Genomic DNA, 15,819 nt, shown 5'->3' with positions numbered 1-15,819 from the left:
CGCCCGTCCAGCAGGGGCTTCACTTCGCTGTCGCACCGCCCAGGTGGCGGCTGAAGAACGCCAGCAGTTTGGTGTAGTAGTCGCGCTGGTTCTCTTCCTTGTAGTAGCCGTGGCCCTCGGTGCGGTAATAGACCGCTTCCACCGGCACGCCGGCCGCCTTGAGCTTGCGCTCCATGATCTCGGTGTGTTCGACAGGCGCCACTTCGTCTTCCCCGCCGGCGGCGAGGAACACGGGCACCTTGATCCTGTTCGACATGTTGACGGGGGAAACAGCCGCGAGCGTCGATGGCTCGCCTACCCAGTCCCGCGACCAGAGCCCGAGGTTGCGGCTGTCGCTGGCATCCTGTTGCTGCATCATCGGCAGGTCATAGACACCCACGTTGCCGGCAGCGCAACGATAGAGGCCGGCCTCCTTCGCGGCGCCCATCAGTGCCGCATACGCACCGTAGCTTGCGCCGTAGATGCAGATCTTGCCCGGGTCGGCGATGCCTTCCTTGATCGCCCAGCGGGTGGCGTCCGTCAGGTCGTCCTGCATCGTGCCGCCCCATTGGCGCGCACCCACCTGCTGGAAGTTGCGACCATATCCGCCCGAGCCCCGGTAGTTGACCTGCAGCACCGCGTACCCCGCGGACGCCAGCAGTTGGACTTCGCTGTTGAAGCCCCATACGTCGCGAACGCCGTAAGGGCCACCATGCGGATGGATGATCAAGGGAAGGCCCTTGCCTGAGCTGCCCTTGGGCACGGTCAGGTAGCCATGCAACACCAGCCCGTCCCGCGCCTTGAGCTGGACCGGCGCCATGGGCGCGAGTTGCTCGGGGTCCACCCACTCGCGACGGCTGAGCAGGTAGTTCATTTTCTTCGCCGGCACATCGAACACATAGAAATCGCCGGGATTCACGTCTGAAGAGACCTCGACCAAGGCCAGAGTCCCGTCGCGCGTCATCGAGGTGATCTCGACGAACTCGCCTGGAAAGGCTTGCTGCAAACTGCGGAGCAGCCGGCCGTCGGCCTGCTCTTTGTCGAGCAGGGAGAACGTCGGCTTCCCATCAAAGAACACCGCGCCCATCGGGACGCCCTTGCCGTCGTGCGAACGCAGGATATCGGCAGGATCCACATTGGGATTGCGCAGCACCTCGGTCCGCTTGCCGCTGGCGACATCCAGCGCCACCATGGCATCTGATCCTTGCGCTTGCTCGACCCTCAGATAGGCGGTCTTCTGGTCGGCACTGAAACCGACCGGCACCTCGATGCGCTGCGACATGCGTTCATCGTTGATCAGATCCCATTCCTGGTGCTCGCCCGCACGGTAATAGAGCCGATTGACGTTCTCCGAGGTGATGCCGTAGGCGAACCGCACCGTGCCCGCACCGTCGCTGACGAACTCGGCCTCGGGTACCGGCGACCGGGCCAACAGGACGCGGCGCCCCGTGTAGACGTCCATCTTTTCGGCGCGCGTGTAGGTCAGGTCCCCGAATGGCCGCACCATCACGATGACGTTGCGGTCGTCTTCCGGCAACGTATCCACCAGATAACCCGCGACAGCCTCCACCTTCTTCTGCTGGATACGCGTACCCGGCCCTGCACCCTCGACCCGGTACCCCAACAGGTTCTCCTTGTTGGTGCCGTCCGCGCTCATCGCGAACAACTCGCCCGTCATTTGCGGCGAGTCCAGTGCACCAAATTTCTGCGCCACGGAAAACAGCACGCGCTCGGCGTTGACCCACCAGAAATCCGCGACATGGTTGTGCCGCCCCAGCGACATCGAGCCGGTGATGCGGATTTCCTGCCTGTCCAGCACCACGAGCGCGGTCCTGTCCTCCTGCTGCACCGTCGCAGCCAGGTACTTCCCGTCGGGCGACAACTTGATGTCGGTGAACGCATCCTTGCGGATGAATGCACCCACATCAATCGGCGCGCCTGCTTGGACCGCCGCGCTCACCGACGCCAGCGCGATGCAGATGCCCGTCAGCACGACCGTTGTGGCCGGACGATTCCAGTTCCCCATGTCGCCTCCCCAGGCGTTGTAGTGCCGCCATCCTTCCACAGCGTCCTCATGCATTCAATGCACATGCCGGACGCAAGATGAAGGCACCGCGCGCCAGCGGATTCAGCCGCCAAGCACCTGTTGCAGGCCGGCGCGCCATTCCGGCAGCGGATGCCCGAGCACCCGCTCGACCTTGCCCACGTCGAGGCGGGAATAGCCGGGCCGACGTGCACGCGTGGGATAGTCTGCGGTACCGATGGGAAGTACCCGGGGCGCCTTCGCGATCAGGCCTCGCTCGACAGCCGCTTCGAAAATCGCTTCCGCGAAGCCGTGCCAGCTGGTTTCGCCCCTGGGCGTCAGATGGAACGTGCCGGAAGGGTCGTCCTGCATGCGCAGCAACGCTGCCGTCACGTCCGCGATCAGCGCTGCCGGCGTGGGCGTACCCACCTGGTCGGCTACGACGCGCAGTTCGTCGCGGTCGGCGCCGAGCCGCAGCATCGTCTTCAAGAAATTGTGGCCATGCAGACCATAGACCCATGCGGTACGCAGGATCAGGTGGCGACCACCGGCAGCGCGGATCGCGTCCTCGCCGGCCAGCTTGCTGGTGCCATAGACACCAAGCGGCGCGGTGGGATCCTCTTCGCGGTAGGGCTGCGCGCCCTGCCCATCGAAGACGTAGTCCGTGGAGTAATGCACGAAGGGAATGCCATGCGCAGCGCAGGTCCGTGCAAGCATGCCGGGCGCTTCGGCGTTCGCGCGGAATGCCGCTTCGGCATCGTCTTCTGCCTTGTCCACCGCCGTGTAGGCGGCGGCATTGACGACGACGGAGGGGGCGATGCGCTCGACGAGCTCCGGCAGGGTCGCAGGGTGGTCGAAATCCGCCACCTCGCAAGACCCGCCGCCGGGCAACGCGCCGGACCGCGTCGTGGCGACGATCTCACCCAACGATCCCAGGCTGCGCCTCAATTCATGGCCGACCTGGCCATTGGCCCCGAACAGCAGGATGGTCATGGCGTATAGGCCGGGAGCCTCTCAGGCGCGACGTCGGACAGCAGCGGCGCGATGGCGTCCTTGGCGGACAACTGCGGGTCGGTCACCGGCCAGTCGATGCCGATGGCGGGATCGTCCCACCGCACACCAGCATCCGCCACCCTGTCGTACGTCGCCGTGCACAGATAACTGAACACTGCACGCTCCGAGAGCACGGCGAACCCATGCGCGAAACCTTCCGGAATCCAGAACTGCCGCTTGTTCTCCGCACTCAGCACGACGGCTGCCCATTGCCCGAAGCTTGGCGAACCCCGGCGGATGTCGACCGCCACGTCATAGACTTCGCCTTCCAGCACGCTGACCAGCTTGCCCTGCGGATTCGGCCACTGGTAGTGCAGGCCGCGCAGCACGCCGCGCGCCGAAGACGACACGTTGCTCTGGACGAACGCCGTCGGCAGACCCTGCTGGCCGTAGCGATCCGCGTTCCAGGTCTCGAAGAAGAAACCGCGCTCATCGCCGAACACCGCGGGCTCGACGACGACGCAACCCGGCAGCGAGGTTTCGATGACCTTCATCGCACGACCCCGCGTGCCGCGAGCGAAAGCAGGTACTGGCCGTAGCCATTCTTCGCCAGCGGCGCCGCCAGCCGTTCAACCTGCGCGGCGTCGATCCAGCCGTTCCCGAACGCGATTTCCTCGGGGCAGCAGACGCGGAGGCCCTGGCGCGCCTCGATCGTCTCGATGAAATTCGAGGCCTCGAGGAGCGACTGGTGCGTACCCGTATCGAGCCACGCATGCCCGCGCCCGAGCGGTTCCAGGTGCAGCGCGCCCGCGTCCAGGTAACGCCGATTGAGGTCGGTGATCTCCAGCTCTCCGCGTGCCGATGGCTTCAGGTCCGCCGCATAGTCGCTGGCAAGGCCGTCGTAGAAGTACAGGCCGGTGACTGCATAGTTGGAGCGCGGCTTCGCCGGCTTCTCTTCGATGCCCACGACGCGGCCATCCTTGTCGAATTCGGCCACGCCGTAGCGCTCGGGATCGTTGACCCAGTAGCCGAACACGGTCGCACCCTCGCCACGGGCATCCGCGCGCCGGAGCATCTCGGTGAAGCCGTGCCCATAGAAGATGTTGTCGCCCAGCACCAGGCAGCTCGGTTTCCCGCCGACGAACTCCTTGCCGATCAGGTAGGCCTGCGCCAATCCATCCGGACTCGGCTGCACGGCGTACTGGATGTCCATGCCCCACTGGGACCCGTCGCCCAGCAGCGCCTTGAACAAGGCCTGCTCGTGCGGCGTGTTGATGACCAGTACTTCCCGGATCCCCGCCAGCATCAGCACGCTGAGCGGGTAGTAGATCATCGGCTTGTCGTAGACCGGCAGGAGCTGCTTGCTGATCGCCTGCGTCAGCGGATAGAGGCGCGTACCCGAGCCGCCGGCCAGGATGATGCCCTTGCGTTGCGTCATCGCTGTCCCCTCAGGCGGCCGTGCCGATGCGTTCGAGACGGTAACTGCCGTCCAGCACGCGCTTCACCCACGCCTGGTTGGCCAGGTACCAGTCGACGGTCTCCGCGATGCCCTGCTCGAACGTGTACTCCGGCTCCCAGCCCAGTTCGTCGCGCAACTTGGACGCATCGATGGCATAGCGACGGTCGTGACCGGGGCGATCGGCCACGAACGTGATCTGGCTGCTGCGCGGCTTCCCGTCAGCGCGCGGCACGCGCGCATCGAGCAAGGCGCAGATCGCGTGGACCACCTCGAGGTTCTGCATTTCGGCATTGCCGCCGACGTTGTAGGTCTCGCCCACGCGCCCGTTCTCGAGGACCGTGCGGATCGCCTGGCAGTGGTCGCCCACGAACAACCAGTCACGGACGTTCTTGCCATCGCCGTAGACCGGCAGCGGCTCGCCGGCGAGCGCCCGCGCGATGATCAGCGGGATGAGCTTTTCGGGAAAATGGTACGGGCCGTAGTTGTTGGAGCAATTGGTCGTCAGGACCGGGAGGCCGTACGTGTGGTGGAAGGCACGCACCAGGTGATCGGAGGCGGCCTTCGAGGCGGAGTACGGCGAGTTCGGCGCGTAAGGCGTGGTCTCGGTGAACTTGCCGGTGTCGCCCAGCGAGCCGTAGACCTCGTCGGTGGACACGTGCAGGAAGCGGAACTGGTCGCGCGCGGCGCCTTCCAGGCCCTTCCAGTAATCCCGCACGGATTCCAGCAACCCGAGCGTGCCCACGACATTGGTCTGGATGAATGCGGAGGGACCGTCGATCGAACGGTCCACATGGCTCTCGGCGGCGAAATTCACCACCGCATCCGGACGGTGCTCGGCCAGCAGCCGGGCGACCAGCGCGCGGTCCCCGATGTCGCCCTCGACGAAGACATGCAGCGGGTTATCCTGGACCGTCGCCAGCGTGTCCCGGTTGCCCGCATATGTCAGGGCATCCAGGTTGACCACCTTCACGCCACGCGCGATCGCGCGCAGGACGAAATTGCCCCCGATGAAACCGGCTCCGCCGGTGACCAGCCATGTCGGCACGCTACTGCTCCTGTTGAATCAAGTTGATTGCACTATCCGGCCAAGCAACGCGGGATCAGAACGGAATGTCGTCGTCCGCGAAATCGTCCATCGGCGGCGCCTGCTGCGGTGCCGGGGCCTGGCGACGCTGCGGCTGGCCGCCGCCCTGGTTGCCGTAGTCCTGGCGCGGTGCGCGGGCCGGGCGATCACCGCCGCCTGCGCCACCGCCACCACCGCCCTCACGGCCGCCCAGCATCTGCATCTCGTCGGCGATGATGTCGGTGGAGTACTTCTCCTGACCGTCCTGGCCGGTGTACTTGTCGTAGCGGAGCGAGCCCTCGACGTACACCGAGCTGCCCTTGCGCAGGTATTCGCCGGCGATCTCGCCGAGCTTGCCGAAGAACACCACGCGGTGCCATTCGGTGCGCTCCTGCTGGTTGCCATCCTTGTCCTTGCGCACGCTGGTGGTCGCCAGGCTGATGCGGGTGATCGCCATGCCACCCTGGGTGTAGCGGGTTTCCGGGTCGTTGCCGAGGTTGCCGACCAGGATGACTTTATTGATGCCGCGGGCCATATCGATATCCGTTCAGGGATGCCCGCCGAGCGCGGGCAAAGACCAGTGGAGTATACCCGGGAGCCCCCCACCGTCGGCCGCTACCGCGGCCCCGCGTAGGAAATCGCCGCCCTCTAACGCCTATAATTCAGCCACTTCCCGAATCCTGTCCCCATGGCCGTCGTCGAATTCCCCCGCCCCGCGCTCGGCTTGGCCGACATCCAGTCGCTTGCCCGCGCCGACATGGGGGCGGTGGATGCCCTGATCCGGGCCCGCCTGGCGTCCGACGTGGTGCTGATCAACCAGATCGCCGACCACATCATCTCGGCAGGCGGCAAGCGCCTGCGGCCGATGCTGGTGGTCCTGGCCGGACAGGCCTGCGGGCCGACCACGCCGGATCACCACCAACTGGCGGCGATCGTCGAGTTCATCCACACCTCCACCCTGCTGCACGACGATGTGGTGGACGAATCCGACCTGCGTCGCGGCCGCAGCACGGCGAACGCCCTGTGGGGCAACGCGCCGAGCGTGCTGGTCGGCGACTTCCTGTATTCGCGCAGCTTCCAGCTGATGGTGGAACTCGACCGCATGGACGTGATGCGCCTGCTGGCCGACACGACCAACCGCATCGCCGAAGGCGAAGTGCTGCAGCTGCTGCATGTCCACAATCCCGATACCGACGAAGCCGCCTACCTGCGCGTGATCGAGCGCAAGACGGCCGTCCTGTTCGCCGCGGGCACGCAACTCGGCGCGATGGCATCGGGTGCCGATGCCGCCACGCAACGCCACCTCTACGACTACGGCATGGCCCTGGGTTACGCCTTCCAGATCGCCGACGACGTACTGGACTACACCGCCGATGCCGAGGCGCTGGGCAAGAACCTGGGCGACGACCTGGCCGAGGGCAAGGCCACGCTGCCGCTGATCCACGCCATCCGCCACTCGGATGCCGCCACGGCAGACCGTTTGCGCGCCATCGTGCAGGCGGGCGAAGCAGACGCGATGCCCGAAGTACTGGCGGCGATCCGCGCAACCGGCGGGCTGGACTACAGTCGCGAGCGCGCGCACCACTACGCGACGTTGGCCGAGCAGGCGCTCGACGCGCTGCCGGCATCCGACGCACTGGCGGCGCTACGCGGCCTCGCGCGCTACGCGGTCGAACGCGGGCACTGAACGCGCCCGCACCCGGTCACCGGGCGAATACGTCCCGGAAGAAGTCCGCCATCATCCGGTAGGCCCGCTTCGCCGAGGGTGCGTGATACACGCAGCCCGGCGGATTCTGTGCGTCGGATTCGGCGAAGCAGTGCACCGCGCCGCCGAAACTGACGAACTGCCAGTCGGCGCCCGCCTTGCGCATCTCGTCCTGGAACGCGGTGATTTCCGCGGCGGACACGTAGCTGTCATCGCCGCCGTTGAGCACCAGCACCGGCGACTTCACCGGGCCGGCCGCCGGCAGGTCGGTGGCAAGCCCGCCGTGCAGGCTGACGACACCCGACAGCGCATCGCCCGCGCGGACGAGCTCCAGTACCGTGCTGCCGCCGAAGCAGTAGCCGAATGCGCCGATGCGGGTCGCGTCGACCAGTGTCCCTGGTTGCTGCTTCAGCACCTCGACCGCCTTCTGCACGCGGGCACGCAATTTCGGCCGGTCCGCACGCATCGCCGTGGCGACGGGACCGGCCTCGGCATCGGTTTTCGGGCGGATGCCTTTGCCGTACACGTCGGCGACCAGCACCACGTAGTCGTCGCCGGCAACCAGGCGCGCCTTCTCGATCGCGGACGCATTCACGCCTTTCCAGTTCGGCACCATCACCAGGCCCGGCCGAGGTTGCTTCACCGCATCGTCGTAGACGAGGACGCCGGCGAACGTGTCGCCGCCGATCTTCCATTCAACGGGCTTGGCCACGGGCGCGGCCGACAGTACGGGCGACCACAGCAGGAACAGCAGGCAGGGCAACAGCAGTTTGCGGCGCATCGCGCGTCCTCCTCGGGGGATGGCCTGCGAGTGTACGCCCGCCGTGCTCACGCGATTTGAGGAGGCGTGCGGCCTCAGCCGGCACCCAGGCCGGGAATCGACGTGATCGCGTCAGGGTCGAAACCGGCGAGTTCCGCGAAGTTGCGGCCGCGCGCCACGTAGTCGCGGTACTGGCCGAAGCTCGGCGCGCCAGGCGACAGCAACACCACGCCCTCGTCGCCCAACGCCTCGCGTGCGGCGGCGATCGCCTCCGGCAACGTCTCCACGCCGATCAGCGTGAACCCCGCCTCACGTGCCACGGGCGCCAGCAACGCATGGATACGCGGGCCGTTGGCCCCCATCGTGATGATGGTGGCCGGCGCGTCCTCGCGCATGTGCGCCGCGAAATCGGACCAGTCCACGCCGCGGTCGTGCCCGCCCACCAGCAGCGCGATGCGCCGGCCGGCGAAGCACTCCAACGCCGCCAGCGTGGCATGCGGCGTGGTGCTGATCGAATCGTTGACCCAGGTGATGCCGTCGCGCGCGCCCATCGCCTGCAGGCGGTTGGGCAGCGGACGGAACGACTGCGCGTGCGCCACCAGCGGCAGCGCGTCGATGCCCCGCGCTTCCAGCGCCGTCAGCACGGCGCACAGGTTGCTGCGGTTGTGGCGCCCCGGCAGCGGCAATGGGCGGGTATCCATCACGAACACGTCGCCGCGGTACAGGTCGTCCTCGCGCAGATGCCAGCCGTCGGCGCGATTGAACCAGCGCACGTCGCTGTGCGGCAGGTCCAGCGCGGCCAGGCGCGGATCGGCGGCGTTGAGTACGGCGATGCGCGGGTGCGCACCGGTGACGAGCTTCAGCTTGTCCGCGATGTAGCGCGCTTCGCTGCCATGCCAGTCCAGATGCTCGGGGAACAGGTTCAGCACGATCGCCACGTCCGGGCGTGCGCCGCTGTCGGCGACATCGCCGGTCTGGTAGCTGGACAGCTCGATGGCCCATTCGTCCGGCACCGGCTGCGGATCCAGCACCTCCAGCATCGGCAGGCCGATATTGCCGGCCAGCACCGTGCGCCGCCCCGCCGCGCGCAGCAGGTGCGCCAGCAGCGAGGTGGTCGTGCTCTTGCCCTTGGTGCCGGTGACGCAGAACGTGTGCGCCACCACACCATCCTCACCGGCGTGTTCCGCGAACCACAATCCGGTGCCGCCGATGAAGCGCGTGCCGGCTCCGGACGCGGCGACGGCCACCGGCGTGTTCGGACTGATGCCAGGCGATTTGATGACGATGTCGAACGCCGACAGGCGTTCGGCGGTCGCCACGGTCTCCACTGCGAGCAGCGGATCGCCGAGTGCCGCGGCATCCGCTGCTTCCTGCGCGTTGCAGAACAGCGTCAACGGCAGCGACGGGAGCCGCGCGCGTACCGCGTGATGGGCGGCACGGCCTTCCCGCCCCCATCCCCACAGCGCGACACGCCGACCCTCAAGCTGCGAAATTCGCACGCAGGCGCTCCCACAGCGCAGCGGGGATGCGGTGCTCGCCGCCGATCTCCAGCAACGGGGCCACCATCAAATCCGCGGCATCGAGCTGCGGGCGGATCTCGTGGTTGAAGCGCGAGACGATCACGTCCTCGCGCCATTCCGGCCGGTCGCCCAGCGTCGCCATCGCCGCGCGCGATTCCTGGCCTTCGCCGACGCACTCGAACGGCTTGTGGTCCTGGTACTCCAGCAACGCGTCGAAGCCGCCCGTCTGGTTGGCGTCATCCAGCAGGTTGCGGCCGAAGATGCCGACCAGGCGCGGCTTGGGCATGAACGGCGCCAGCGCGAGGAATACGAAGTGGCACTTCGGGCACACCCCGCACCAACGGTTGGTGGGGCGCTCGCCGAGCAGATGGAAATTGCGGTTGCAGCTTGAGAAATGCGCGTCGTAATGATCGGTGCGGGCGAACTGCCGCGCCACCGCGAGCTCCGACAACGGACGCAGCAGCGAGTAGTACTGCAGGTCGGCGGCCACGTGCGACTGCACGTGCGCGCCGAACGCGCTCTCGAACGCCCAGCCCTTCGACCACTGGTGGTTCACCTCGCCGGTGCCCGGGATCATGCTGCCGTAGCTGGCCGAGCGCTCGTTCGAGAACACGACCTGGTCCACGCCGTGCAGCAGCGCCGCCAGCACCATGATCGCCGAGTTGATCGCGGTCACCGGGATGTGCCCGTTCCACGCGCCCTGGCGGTTGTACTCGAACAGCTCCGGCGCCAGCGCACGGCCGATATTGAGCGTCGCCAGGCCGGTGCGCGCCGCGCAGGCGGCGATCAGCTGCGAACCGCCGATCCAGGTGACGGTCTGCTCGATGCCGGCGCCTCGCAGCGCCTCGATGCTGACCAGCGAATCCTTGCCGCCGCCGATGGCGACGAGTGCGTGCTCGCGCAGTCCCGCCGACGGCGCGGGCGACGGCCCCTGGGCACCCACCGGGAAGCGCACGCGGCCGTGCAGGCTCAGACCGTTCCGGTAGGCGAACTCCCCCAGGCCGTGCACGTACACCTGCTCCATCAGCACGGCGGTGGCCGCGTCGATCGCGTAGCCGTCGATGCGGATCTCGTTCGGCACCGCGGCCTTGTAGTAGCTGACGCCGGTGATCAGGTGCAGCAGGCGCACCGCCTGCTCGACCGCCTGCGCACGCGTGGCGTCCAGCACGAAGGGCGCCCCCGGGACCGTCACCGTCTCGGTCAGCTCCGGACCGTCATCGAAGGCGTACACCAACCGCGCGACACCGGTCTCCGCATCGAAGGAACAGCGGACGAAACGGAAGGTGCGGATGCTGGATTTATCGAAATTGCTCATGCGGTACCCGGAATGACGACAGCGATCCGCCGCAGATAGCGGCGGCAGACGAAATATTCAAAGAAGAAGGCAGGGATGGCACCGAGCATGATCGCGAAACCCACCATCAACCCCGCGAACGCCGCTGCTTCTCGTAGCACCCCAGCCACGGAATAGCCATCGAACGAAGCCAGCGCCATCATGGCACTCGTCGACAGAACCGCATACGCCAGGAATGCCAACGCCACCACTCGTAATGTCATGCCCGCGGGTTGCCAAACCCGCTTCTCGATCCGCGATCGGCGCTCCTTCGATCCAACCACCGATGCAGCCAGGGCAGCGGACAGTGCCGCAGGCAGCGCGAACGCCAGGGTACTGATCGCGCCCTCACCACCCAGCACGCGTTTTGGGTCCCCCACAAACAGGAGTGCGGCCATTGCCAGCGCGAACGCGAGCAGACCACTGACCAGGACGAGCTCAGCGCGCGGATTCATGGTCCGTACCCGCTTCTATGATGGATTCCGCCGGCAACCCCCGCAGGTTGTAGTGGCTGGCCATCACGAATCCGTAAGCACCGGCATCGGAGAACAGCAGCACGTCGCCTTCGGCGGTCGCGGACGACAGCTTGCGGTGCTTGCCGAAGATGTCGCTCGATTCGCAGATCGGTCCGACCACGTCGAACGGCACCTGTTCCGCATCGTCCAGACGCGACAGGTTCGCCACGTCGTGCCAAGCGTCGTAGAGCGCGGGGCGCACCAGCGTGTGCATGCCGGCATCGCTGCCGACGCGGCGGATGCCCAGCTTCTCGACCACCTGGGTCACGTTCGCCAGCAGCGCGCCCGACTCGGCCACCAGGAAGCGACCGGGTTCGATCACCAACTGGTACGCCGGATAAGCGGCCTTGATCGCAGCCAGGCCTTCGCCCCAGGCCGCGAGGTCGAACGGCTCGTCGCCCTCGGCATAGGGAATCGGCAGGCCACCGCCGATGTCGATCGTCTCGATGGTGCCGATCTGGTCGGCCAGCCCGCCGAGCTCATCGGCGATCTGGTTCCAGTGCTGCGCGCTCTCCACGCCGCTGCCCAGGTGCGCGTGCAGGCCGACGATGCGCACGTCGATCGCGCGCGCCGCCGCGAGGAACGCCTCCAGCTTGGCCAGCGGCAGGCCGAACTTGGAGGTCTTGCCACCCGTCTTCACCTTGTCGTGGTGGCCGTCGCCGCGCCCCAGGTCGACGCGCAGCCACAGGCGGCGGCCGCGGAAGACCTCGGGCCAGTGCTGCAGCGCTTCGACGTTGTCGAGCGTGACGTTGATGCCGCGCTCCAGCGCGAATGCGTACTCCTCGCGCGGCGCGAAGCTCGGCGTGAACAGCACGCGCTCCATCGGCAGTGCCGGCGCGATATCGAACACACGCTCCAGCTCGCCGCGCGATACGCACTCCAGGCCGAACCCTTCCTCCACCAGCGCGCGCAGGATCGCCGGATGCGAATTGGCCTTGATGGCGAAGAAACGATGATCGACGGCCGTGATCGCGGCCAGCGCGCGGGCCCGGGCGCGGACGATATCGAGGTTGTAGACGTAACGCGGCGTGCCAGCCTGCGCCAGCGACAAAAGCTGTTCCCGCGCGGCCGGCGCGCTCCACCAGCGCACGCCGCGATGGCGGACGGCACCGTTGATCTCGCGCCAGCTGGGGCCGAACACGCTGGCCTCCTCGACCGGCATGGCACCGCTGTCGATCAGCGCCTCGTGCAGCAACGGCAGCATGCCCTCGGCATCCGCCTCGTCGATCACGAAGGTCAGGTTGAGGTCGTTGGACGACTGCGAGATCAGGTGCACGCGCTCGCGACCGAACATCGCCCACACATCGGACAGCTTGTGCAGCAGCGAGCGCATGCCACGACCGACCAGGGTGATGGCCGTGCACGGCGCGATCACCTTCACCCGGCAGATCTCCGCGAGGTCGGCCGACAGCGCGGCCAGCACATCGGTGTTGACCAGGTTCTCGCTGGGGTCCAGCGACACGGTGACGTTGGTCTCCGACGAACCGATCAGGTCCACCGACAGCCCGTGCTTCTTGAAGCGCGCGAACACGTCGGCGAGGAAGCCGACCTGCTGCCACATGCCGATACCTTCCATCGACACCAGCACGATGCCGTTGCGGCGGCTGATCGCCTTCACGCCCGGCACGGTCAGGGCGTTCCCGTCGATGGTGGTGCCGGGCAGCTCCGGCCGCTCGGTGTCGAGGATGGCCATCGCCACGCCGGCATCGCGGCACGGCTTGATCGAACGCGGGTGCAGCACCTTGGCGCCGGTGGTGGCGATTTCCTGCGCTTCGTAATAATCCAGCCGCGTCAGCAGGCGCGCATCCGGCACTTCGCGCGGATTGGCACTGAACATGCCGGGCACGTCGGTCCAGATCTCCACGCGCTGCGCGCCGAGCAGCGCGCCAAAGTAGGCGGCAGACGTATCCGAGCCGCCGCGGCCGAGGATGGCGGTGCCGCCGTCGGCATGCCGTGAGATGAAGCCCTGCGTCAGCAGCAGCGCAGAGGGCTGCCCCGCGAATGCGCGACGCCAGTCCTGGTCCGGTGCGGTGTTGCACGACACCGACAGCCGCTGCGCCCACGGGCTCTGGTTCGGCAGGAAGTTCGCCTGCAGCCAGTGCCGCGCATCGACCCAGCCGAAATCCAGCCCTTGCGCGCGCAAATAGGCCGCGCCCAGCGTTGACGACAGCAGTTCGCCCTGCCCCAACACCTCGGCCTGCCAGTCGAGCGCGCGGCCCGCGGCGCGTGGATCGGTCAGCAGGCCACGCAGCGCGGCCAGGCGATCGCCGAGCACGGCATCGGCGTCCAGCTCCAGTTCTTCCAGGAATTCGCGGTGGCGCTGTTCCAGCTTCGCCACGCGTTCCGCGCTGTCGGCCGCGCCGTCGGCGATGGCGGTCAGCTCGTTGGTGACGCCGGACAAGGCCGACACCACGACCAGCACACGCGCGCCTTGTTCGTCCGCCCGCTGTTTCGCCAGTTTCCCGATGGTGTTCCAGCGATGGCGACGCGACACCGAGGTGCCGCCGAACTTGAGGACGATCCAACGATCAGACGCGGGAGTGGCAGAAGGCATGGATAGAATGAGGAGGAATGCCCGAACCCTTCGGGCGTGAACCGTCGATTCTAGCCGAAGCCCCCGCGCGCGACCGGACCGTACCGCATGCAACGAACTACCCACCGCTACCTGCAGGTCGACGTCTTCGCCGACCGCCCCGGTGCGGGCAATCCGCTGGGCGTCGTACTGGACGCCGCCGCGTGGGACACCGAGCGCATGCAGGCGTTCGCGGGATGGACCAACCTGTCGGAAACGATCTTTTTCCTGCCCCCGACCACGCCCGACGCCAGCTACCGCATCCGCATCTTCACCCCGCGCCAGGAACTCCCGTTCGCCGGCCACCCCAGCGTGGGTGCGGCCTGGGTAGCGCTGCATACGGGCCTGATACCCGCATCCGACCGGCTGGTGCAGGAATGCGCAGCCGGCCTGCTGCCGGTGCGGGTGGAAGGCGACGGGTTGCAACGCACGATCCATCTGCGTGCACCGCGGGCGTACCCGATGGAGGTCACGCCCGACCCGCCGGAACGTGACACGACACTTGCGTCGCTACCCACGGCAGGGCTGCCCGCGGCGCTGTGGAACAACGGCCCCGCCTGGTGGCTGGTGGAACTCCGCGACGCGGCCGCGGTACGCGCCCTGGAGCCGGACCTTCCGGCAATCGCCGCGCTGACACAGGCCACGGGTGCGATCGGGCTGGCCGTCTTCGGCCGCGCCAGCGCGCAGGACGACCACGATCTGGCGGTGCGCGCGTTCTGCCCCGCCGACAACATCCCGGAAGACCCGGTCACCGGCAGCGTCAACGCCTGCATCGCCGCCGCGCTGACTGCCGCCGGTGTGCTGCCCGGCACCGCGGGTCGCTATCTCGCCAGTCAGGGCCGCGAGCTGGGTCGCGATGGTCGCGTCCATCTGGAGGTGGATGGCGAGGACGAGGTCTGGATCGGCGGTCAGGTGCAGTGGGTCATCGACGGCCAGGTGACTTGGTAAGCTGCGCGGCCCCCACGCGACAACGCCCCCATGACCCTCCGCCGCTACGTCCAGCTGGACGTGTTCGCCGACCGCCCCGGCGCGGGCAATCCGCTGGCCGTCGTCCTCGATGCTGCCGGCCTTGACGATGCCGCCATGCAGGCCATTGCCCGCTGGACGCGCCTGCCGGAAACGACGTTCGTCTTCGCGCCCACCCAGCCGGGCGCCAGTTATGCCGTCCGCATGTTCAGCCCGCGCCGCGAAGTGCCGTTCGCCGGCCACCCCAGCGTCGGCACCGCGCATGTGGTGCTGGAGGCGGGCCTGGCCGCGCCGGCCGACGGCCTGCTGATGCAGGAAGGCGTCGTCGGTGTGTTGCCGTTGCGTGTCGATGGCGACGGCGCGGACCGCACGATCGCCGTGCGCACGCCGCGCGCGACGGTGGTGAAGGAAGGCGATCCCACGGATGACGGCCTGCTGCGCGCCGCCCTCGAGGGACTGGCGCCGGGCACCCTGCCCCCCGCGCTCGTCGACGGCGGCCGCCGCTGGTGGTTGACCGAGGTGCGCGACGAAGATGCGCTCCGCGGCGCCTCGCCGGACTGGAACGCGATCAGTGCGTTGGCGCGCGCCACCGAGAGCATGGGCGTGTGCGCGTATGCGCGTACACCGGGCCGCGACTACGACCTGGCTGTGCGTGCGTTCGTCGGTGCGCCGGCCGCGTTCGAGGACGCGGCTTCGGGCGCCGCCAATGCAACGCTGGCCGCGTGGCTGGCATCGCGCGATGCGCTGCCCGGTCACGGAGGCCGCTACGTCGTCAGCCAGGGCCGCGAAGTCGGCTACGACGCGCGCCTGCAGCTGCACGTGGACGCCGCAGGCGATGTCTGGTCCGGCGGCCACGTGCGTACCATCGTGACCGGCCAGATCGACTGGTAGCGATGGCGGCTTCTTGTGGGAGCGACGTCAGTCGCGAAGG

The 15,819-nt window shown here is 67.8% G+C and carries 14 protein-coding genes; 3 read left to right on the top strand and 11 right to left on the bottom strand.

Annotated elements, in window-relative coordinates:
• Positions 1-19: 19 nt before the first annotated feature.
• Genes ASD72_RS01355 through ssb form a run of 6 tightly spaced genes read right to left on the bottom strand, consistent with a single transcriptional unit; the run spans position 20 to position 6,052 of the window.
• Positions 20-2,059 carry a S9 family peptidase gene (locus ASD72_RS01355; RefSeq protein ID WP_235577897.1) on the bottom strand — a complete coding sequence of 680 codons (2,040 nt, stop codon included), beginning with the start codon at positions 2,057-2,059 and terminating at the stop codon, positions 20-22.
• 48 nt (positions 2,060-2,107) lie between these two features.
• Positions 2,108-2,995, bottom strand: coding sequence for a dTDP-4-dehydrorhamnose reductase (gene rfbD, locus ASD72_RS01350; RefSeq protein WP_056878172.1), 888 nt, complete (start codon positions 2,993-2,995; stop codon positions 2,108-2,110).
• Positions 2,992-3,549, bottom strand: coding sequence for a dTDP-4-dehydrorhamnose 3,5-epimerase (gene rfbC, locus ASD72_RS01345; protein ID WP_056878171.1), 558 nt, complete (start codon positions 3,547-3,549; stop codon positions 2,992-2,994). Before rfbC ends, rfbD begins: the two co-directional genes overlap by 4 nt.
• Positions 3,546-4,433, bottom strand: coding sequence for a glucose-1-phosphate thymidylyltransferase RfbA (rfbA, locus tag ASD72_RS01340; protein WP_056878170.1), 888 nt, complete (start codon positions 4,431-4,433; stop codon positions 3,546-3,548). Before rfbA ends, rfbC begins: the two co-directional genes overlap by 4 nt.
• A 10-nt stretch (positions 4,434-4,443) precedes the next feature.
• Positions 4,444-5,499 (bottom strand): dTDP-glucose 4,6-dehydratase, encoded by a 1,056-nt coding sequence (gene rfbB / locus ASD72_RS01335; RefSeq protein ID WP_056878169.1) that lies wholly within the window; start codon positions 5,497-5,499, stop codon positions 4,444-4,446.
• A 55-nt stretch (positions 5,500-5,554) separates the two neighbouring features.
• A complete protein-coding gene (ssb, locus tag ASD72_RS01330; protein WP_056878168.1) occupies positions 5,555-6,052 on the bottom strand; it encodes a single-stranded DNA-binding protein in 498 nt (165 codons plus the stop codon).
• A 153-nt stretch (positions 6,053-6,205) separates the two neighbouring features.
• Here ssb and ASD72_RS01325 point away from each other — a divergent pair, with 153 nt between their 5' ends.
• Positions 6,206-7,204, top strand: coding sequence for a polyprenyl synthetase family protein (locus tag ASD72_RS01325; RefSeq protein ID WP_056878167.1), 999 nt, complete (start codon positions 6,206-6,208; stop codon positions 7,202-7,204).
• A 16-nt stretch (positions 7,205-7,220) separates the two neighbouring features.
• Here the strand turns inward: ASD72_RS01325 and ASD72_RS01320 are convergent, their stop codons facing one another.
• The 5 genes from ASD72_RS01320 to ASD72_RS01300 form a co-directional block, all read right to left on the bottom strand.
• Positions 7,221-8,003 (bottom strand): dienelactone hydrolase family protein, encoded by a 783-nt coding sequence (locus ASD72_RS01320; protein ID WP_056878166.1) that lies wholly within the window; start codon positions 8,001-8,003, stop codon positions 7,221-7,223.
• 74 nt (positions 8,004-8,077) lie between these two features.
• A complete protein-coding gene (gene murD, locus ASD72_RS01315; RefSeq protein WP_056878165.1) occupies positions 8,078-9,481 on the bottom strand; it encodes a UDP-N-acetylmuramoyl-L-alanine--D-glutamate ligase in 1,404 nt (467 codons plus the stop codon).
• The gene (murL, locus tag ASD72_RS01310) at positions 9,462-10,817 is read right to left on the bottom strand and encodes a UDP-N-acetyl-alpha-D-muramoyl-L-alanyl-L-glutamate epimerase (RefSeq protein ID WP_056878164.1); all 1,356 of its coding nucleotides are present in this window, start codon (positions 10,815-10,817) and stop codon (positions 9,462-9,464) included. Before murL ends, murD begins: the two co-directional genes overlap by 20 nt.
• Complete coding sequence (locus ASD72_RS01305) at positions 10,814-11,290, bottom strand: hypothetical protein (protein ID WP_056878163.1); 477 nt, start codon at positions 11,288-11,290, stop codon at positions 10,814-10,816. The genes murL and ASD72_RS01305 overlap by 4 nt, the downstream gene beginning before the upstream one ends.
• On the bottom strand, positions 11,274-13,904 hold the full coding sequence (locus ASD72_RS01300; RefSeq protein ID WP_056878162.1) for a bifunctional aspartate kinase/diaminopimelate decarboxylase: 2,631 nt from the start codon (positions 13,902-13,904) through the stop codon (positions 11,274-11,276). Before ASD72_RS01300 ends, ASD72_RS01305 begins: the two co-directional genes overlap by 17 nt.
• Before the next feature lie 87 nt (positions 13,905-13,991).
• On the opposite strand from ASD72_RS01300, the gene ASD72_RS01295 reads away from it, so the two are divergent.
• Positions 13,992-14,870 (top strand): PhzF family phenazine biosynthesis protein, encoded by an 879-nt coding sequence (locus ASD72_RS01295; protein WP_056878161.1) that lies wholly within the window; start codon positions 13,992-13,994, stop codon positions 14,868-14,870.
• A 30-nt stretch (positions 14,871-14,900) separates the two neighbouring features.
• Positions 14,901-15,779 (top strand): PhzF family phenazine biosynthesis protein, encoded by an 879-nt coding sequence (locus ASD72_RS01290; RefSeq protein ID WP_056878160.1) that lies wholly within the window; start codon positions 14,901-14,903, stop codon positions 15,777-15,779.
• Positions 15,780-15,819: the final 40 nt, after the last annotated feature.

Source organism: Pseudoxanthomonas sp. Root630, assembly GCF_001427585.1.
Classification (GTDB): domain Bacteria; phylum Pseudomonadota; class Gammaproteobacteria; order Xanthomonadales; family Xanthomonadaceae; genus Pseudoxanthomonas_A.
This window is presented reverse-complemented; position numbering and strand designations above follow the sequence as displayed.